The following is a 5,290-nucleotide window of genomic DNA, read 5'->3' as shown; positions in this document are numbered from 1 at the left end:
GTTACTGATAACGCCCAAAACTTCGATTCACACTGTGATCAAGATATGTTTGTTTTCACTGTTAGCTTGCTGAAGAGATTTGATTTATTTAACGGTAGCAATTTTTTCATCAATCTCAAAAAAGAAAATTATTGGTTTCCTTTTATCAATAATCAAGGGATAAGGGTTAGCTTAAACCTGTCACAGACTGAGAAAAGTAGTTTTTTTAAGCTATCAAATGATCTCGACTATGTAACCGAGCTATTTGTGATTAAACGGACTGGTTTTAAGTGGAAGATAGATTCGATCACTATAAATGAACCCGAGTTAGCAACAATTTTTAACGAAACTAGTAAGCAAATCGATTTTAAAAAGTACCTTGTCCAGTTAGATTCTGGCTATCAACTAAATGAAATAATCATAAATGAAGGAGAATTTACTGATATCGACAAGCTATTACTTAAATTCAGCGTAGAAAAACTGCTCAAGCATTTCGAGTCCGAAAAAACCAACAAACTGCTTAAGAAGGATTCGTAATGTATAGCATTTTCAGCATGAGATGAGTTTCGTGACTACGATAGTATGCGGTAGCTTTTTCAGTACATTACTTACCCCTTAAGCGGGTATTATGATTCTTTGAAATTGAGGTAAGTTTTGGACATAGATAAGCGAGTAGAGTATTACGAGAAATATTACTGGTTTGAGCTTGAGAGACGCGAGACGTTAAATTCCAGACTCAATATGCCGATGTGGTCATAGTTGCTAGCTTTGGCCTTATTGGTTATCTGCTCAAAATGCCTTCCGTCGAATTTTTGGAAATACATACCAGCATTTAAGGCAGATTCCACACGCTCGGCATTTTGAACTTACTTCAGTTTTAGTCTATACGACACAATACGTTAAGTGCAGTGGTCTGCGTGACTCACTACCTAACTCGGCGTTATAAGCACTGGGGACAAAAGTGGTATTATACACATTTCAAACAGTTAACTTGAATTCACTTGCAGCACTAAAGAAGCACTCCTTATACTCGTCACTTGACAAGTTTAACAACGCGACAGAAAAAATGTTTGGACTTTTGCCCAGTGATACTCCTGTAATTATCGACTGTGTACCAGATATTGAAAAGTTAAAGCAATGCTCTATATGGCGACCGACGAAAAAGGTAAGGATGTCGAAGAAAAATAACGAATGTGGACTCATTACGAAGATCAATCGTCAGGAATCTGCTTCGTTTTTAATGAGCCACTGCTAAAAAATAGTCTTGAGCGAAACGATTGTTTATTACATCAAAAGTTACCTACGGCTATCCAAAATGAGCAATTCGTTGGTGAGTATATGGGATTAGAAAGTGTTGCTGGCCTGTTTTTGAAACTCGTGTGGTATGGAATAGCAAAAACAACTCAATAAGCACTTTGCCTCGCCTTCCAAATTTGAAATAGCATGTCTTTGTATTCTTTATCTGACATAGATAAAAAATCGATTCTATTGCCAGCTTCAGTTGATTCTAATCTCTGTGTCGTTGAATCTAAATGTCGGCACGCCTGCAACGCAAGACACTGTGGTAACGGTAATGTAACATTCATAAAGGCTATCAAAGTATCCATTAACTCTTTGGTACTTTGCCTGTCAGAATGCGTTGTCCAAGGAGGATTAAAACTAATAATGTCTTCCACTTTCCAGTGTGGTGAATAGCGATGAATCATATAAGGAATATAGGAAGGGCTGCGATCGGCCTGCCCGGAACCAGGCTGGTATCTCACATACATATTAAATTCTGAAAAAGGATAACTCCATAATTGATTTCCTGATGGATCAAACTTGCTTACTTGCCCAGTATGTCGGTTGTATTCATAAAGTTTTACCTGCTTTTCTCTAGCGTATATAAAACGTCCAGAAAACAACAATAACGTTTGTAATACCAGTAACAGAATATAAGGAGGAAGGAATACATCTTCATGAATCATCTGCATAATATAAGACCAGCCAAGCAGTGGAAAAATGATAAAATTAGCCTTCCTACATATTTTAAGCCACTTTTTAAAACGAGTGGTCGAATAATCATAAACGGTTAATTTTATATGGTTCCAATCAAAAAACGTGCGTCCAAATTTATCCGCCATTCCTCGTTGCTTCCAAACGCTCGGAGTTAATTCCATAAAACCCATTGTAGTAGTGGGAATACTCATGCCATTATAGACCCATTTATATATCAGCATGGATTGTGTAAAATTATGAGCAAGATCGTCATATTTCATTTCACAATGCTCTCGATGTTTTTTTTGAGTTCGGAATAAAAAGACAGTAATAACGATAAGAATTAGATTAATCAACCAAGCGATAACCAGAGGTTTCATCATTGAATTAATCAGTATACGGTCGACATAAAAACCAGAGCTAAAGAGTAAAATTAATGTAGCAATAATAGAAAGAGTTACCATGATTATAACCAAAACATAGAGACAATTAAGTCCTACACTAAGTTCTTTTAACCAAGGTGGTGTTAGCGGTAATTTAGGTAAATTTGACAAATCTGGTTCATAACAGTCTGGTTGCTTCCCAGTCCACGCAGACTCACTGTATTGATGTTGCAGCATGTTAACTCACAAAAATAATATGATGATAGCAATATATCAAAAATTGAGAAGAGGCTGTCGATTTTTTAACATGACTTTAAATGATTACTTTGTTTTCATTGTCCCCAGAAAGATTGGATCAGATTATGACGAGAAAATGTAGAAACCACTTTAAAGCTAAGGTGGTATTAGCTGCTGATAAACGGCTATTGAGGAGATTGCATCGTATGATTGATGAAACTCACTTTTAGTATCCGTTTATCGGCAACAGGAGTAGGCGAACCAAACTGGTTAGGGCGATAGATAATACCAATCGAAGATGTATCCTTTGGAGTATGCGTAATAAGGGCATCTGAGCAATTCCCTCTAGTGATTACGTGATACCGAAGTTACCGTACCCCTCAATTGGATATTTATTAGGTCAACCGCTACATAGGAACCACCAATATATCTATAGGAGAGTGGTTGATCAGGCTTCTAGAATAAGAAAGTAGTCGACTAACAAAGTCATGGTGATGTCCACAAATGAGTAGATCAAAACCATTCTCATTGATGATCTTTTCTAACTTATTACTTAAATCGCCTGTTCCGACATAAAAGTGTTGGATGGGGAAGTTAGTATATTTTTGCAGCTCCCTTAGACGGTGATTGGAATGCTCCGTTAATGGTCGATGATCAGGATTAGCCTGAATATCTACTAAATCTGGATAGATTTCTCCAATAGCGCCATCAATGTGGATCAGAGAAACATCGGCATTAAGTTGTTTGGCAAATGAAATTGCTTTATCAATAAGTAATTGACTGTCATCAGACAAGTCCAGTGCAACTAAAATATGTTGGTATGCCATGACTACACTCCTGTATTGGGGAAACTACTTTTATCATAATGGTAATGCGAAAAAATAGTGTCGACGTGGTTGCAAAACAGCAAAGTTATTGTTTAATAAACGCGCAATTTAGTGCGCCGAGTCGTTTGACAAGCGTATAAATGAGCAATACTGATTTTTTGTTTCTAAAGCGATTTATTCTTATAACAATAGAAAATGTAGAAAGTGGCTGAAAACATTGAGTTGCGATTCACTAGGGCGTTTTTTCGGAAAATAAAAGGAAAAAGCCAGCGAGAATACGCTCACTGGCGAGGCGTCAATGCATTGCTACGAGTTATATCCCCTTCCGACTTGAAGCGGCAGAGGGATTGGCTACATTCTTTCACCCCAATCGCATAGCCTGTCTATGCTCATGGAGATGATGAGAGCCATCCGTGGCTCTCACCAAAGGCCAGTCTACGGCTGTTCAAATTTGTTCCAGACAAATTTGTCACTCACTTGCCGCCTACCTGCAACTCCAAGTTGTTTGGGTATAAAGGAAGTTAAGCAGTCGTGGCAAGTTTATTGTTTGCGCGAGATTTTAGGAAAGCATAGCCAGCGCCTGTTACTAGAGTTCCTGCAGCAATAGCGACTAAGTACATGATTACAGGTGTAATCGCATTTGGAATCATTAACACAAATAAGCCGCCGTGTGGTGCCATTAATTTAGCTCCAAATAACATAGATAATGCACCGGTTAATGCACCGCCCACCATACAGGCAGGAATAACACGCATAGGATCTTTCGCAGCAAAAGGAATGGCACCTTCAGAGATGAAACACAGCCCAAGTACAAATGAAGCTTTTCCTGCTTCACGTTCACCCGCTTCAAATTTGTCTTTAGCAAGAAAAGTGGCTAATCCCATCCCTAGTGCAGGAACCATACCCGCCGCCATGATCGCCGCCATCGGTGCATAGGTTTGTGAAGCCAGCAGGCCGACACCAAAAGTATAGGCTGCTTTATTGACTGGGCCTCCTAAGTCAAAGCACATCATGGCTCCAAGAATAATACCAAGCAATATTGCATTAGTTGAACCCATGCTATTTAGAAACTCTGTCATGGCGGACATAATGCTAGAAACCGGACCTCCGACGATGTAAATCATCACCAAACCCGTGACCAAGCTAGCAATAAAAGGAATGATCAGTATCGGTTTTAATGCTTCCATCGATTGTGGAAGAGAAACATGATCGGAAATCCATTTTGCAGAATAACCTGCGATGAAACCTGCGGCTATTCCACCTAAGAAACCGGCTCCCGTTGAACTTGCTAGCATACCGCCAATTAAACCCGGTGCTAAACCTGGGCGGTCAGCAATAGAGAAGGCAATATAACCAGCGAGAACAGGAATCATTAATGCGAAAGCAGATCCCCCGCCAATAGACATCAACGCCGCGGCAAGTGTGCCTTCCTCTTTGAACGCTTCGATGCCAAAGACGAAAGAAAGGGCGATGATCAAGCCACCAGCAACCACCACGGGTAACATATGTGATACCCCTGTCATGAGGTGTTTATAGACCCCTTTTTTCTCTTCGGTCGTATTATTATTTGTGTTACTTGAGTGCTGATAAACGGTTGCCATTGTAAAGGCTTTATCCATTTCTTCTGCGGTTTTTTTCAATGCAGGCCCCGTTTTGGTGCGGTACATTTTTTTACCATTAAAGCGATCCAACGGCACTTCAATATCAGCAGCAATGATCACTAAGTCAGCTTCAGCAATCTCTTGCGCAGTTAACTGATTTTTTGCCCCTACTGAGCCACGCGTTTCTACTTTGATTTGATGGCCACGACGTTTACCTTCTTCTTCTAGAGCTTCTGCGGCCATAAAGGTATGAGCAACCCCAGTTGGGCATGCGGTAATTGCAACA

4 protein-coding genes are annotated in these 5,290 nt (G+C 39.7%); 1 reads left to right on the top strand and 3 read right to left on the bottom strand.

All coding sequences use genetic code 11. The annotated features are described in order from the left end of the window. On the top strand, positions 1 to 516 hold a 516-nt coding region (locus B7C60_RS17225; RefSeq protein WP_216639317.1), incomplete at its 5' end, for a hypothetical protein. Between the two features lie 866 nt (positions 517 to 1,382). On the opposite strand, the gene B7C60_RS08855 is transcribed toward B7C60_RS17225, so the two are convergent. The 3 genes from B7C60_RS08855 to fruA form a co-directional block, all read right to left on the bottom strand. Then, positions 1,383 to 2,576 (bottom strand): hypothetical protein, encoded by a 1,194-nt coding sequence (locus B7C60_RS08855; RefSeq protein WP_099611328.1) that lies wholly within the window; start codon positions 2,574 to 2,576, stop codon positions 1,383 to 1,385. A 407-nt stretch (positions 2,577 to 2,983) separates the two neighbouring features. Next, entirely contained in the window at positions 2,984 to 3,403 is a 420-nt protein-coding gene (locus B7C60_RS08850; protein ID WP_099611327.1) for a universal stress protein, read from the bottom strand. 521 nt (positions 3,404 to 3,924) lie between these two features. After that, positions 3,925 to 5,290, bottom strand: a 1,366-nt coding sequence (fruA, locus tag B7C60_RS08845; protein WP_245869039.1) for a PTS fructose transporter subunit IIBC, incomplete at its 5' end; no start/stop codon positions are given.

Source organism: Vibrio fujianensis (assembly GCF_002749895.1).
GTDB lineage: Bacteria > Pseudomonadota > Gammaproteobacteria > Enterobacterales > Vibrionaceae > Vibrio > Vibrio fujianensis.
The sequence above is the reverse complement of the archived record's forward strand: the minus strand, read 5'-3'. Positions and strand labels throughout refer to the sequence as shown.